We start from the raw sequence: 718 nt of genomic DNA on the forward strand, positions 1-718 counted from the left end.
GATCTCGCTGCGCACCCATTTCACCAGCGCCTGACGCAGTTCGTCGGTCGCTTCCTCGCCGCTGTTCAGCGTCACATAGGCGTAGATGCCCTGTCCCTTTATGTCGTGCGGGAAGCCCACCACCGCCGCCTCCGCCACCGCCTCGTGCAGCACCAGCGCGCTTTCCACCTCCGCCGTGCCCATGCGATGGCCCGACACGTTGATCACGTCGTCGACGCGCCCCGTGATCCAATAGTCCCCGTCCGCGTCGCGCCGGCAGCCGTCGCCGGTGAAGTACAGGCCCGGATAGGTGGTGAAATAGGTCTGGAAGAAGCGCTCATGATCGCCCCACACGGTCCGCGCCTGCCCCGGCCAGCTCCGCGCGATGCAGAGATTGCCTTCCCCCTCGCCCTCCACGGCGACGCCATTGCCGTCGACCAGCAAGGGCTCGACCCCGAAAAAGGGCTTGGTCGCCGCGCCCGGCTTCAGGTCCGTCGCGCCCGGCAGCGGCGTGATCATGTGGCCGCCCGTCTCCGTCTGCCACCAGGTATCGACAATGGGGCAGCGCCCCTCGCCCACCACCTCATGATACCAGCGCCAGGCTTCGGGATTGATCGGCTCCCCCACCGTGCCCATCAGCCGCAGCGAGGCGCGGCTGGTGCGGGTCACATGTTCGTCCCCCTCCTTCATCAGCGAACGCAGCGCCGTCGGCGCGGTGTAGGGCTCTGTTGCAAAAATC

At 67.4% G+C, this 718-nt stretch carries 1 protein-coding gene; it reads right to left on the reverse strand.

The annotated features are described in order from the left end of the window. A partial coding sequence (locus tag SPHV1_RS04005) for an AMP-binding protein (RefSeq protein WP_156367240.1) occupies positions 1 to 718 on the reverse strand: 718 nt, incomplete at both ends.

This window comes from Novosphingobium sp. KN65.2, from assembly GCF_001368935.1.
In the GTDB taxonomy this organism is placed as follows: domain Bacteria; phylum Pseudomonadota; class Alphaproteobacteria; order Sphingomonadales; family Sphingomonadaceae; genus Novosphingobium; species Novosphingobium mathurense.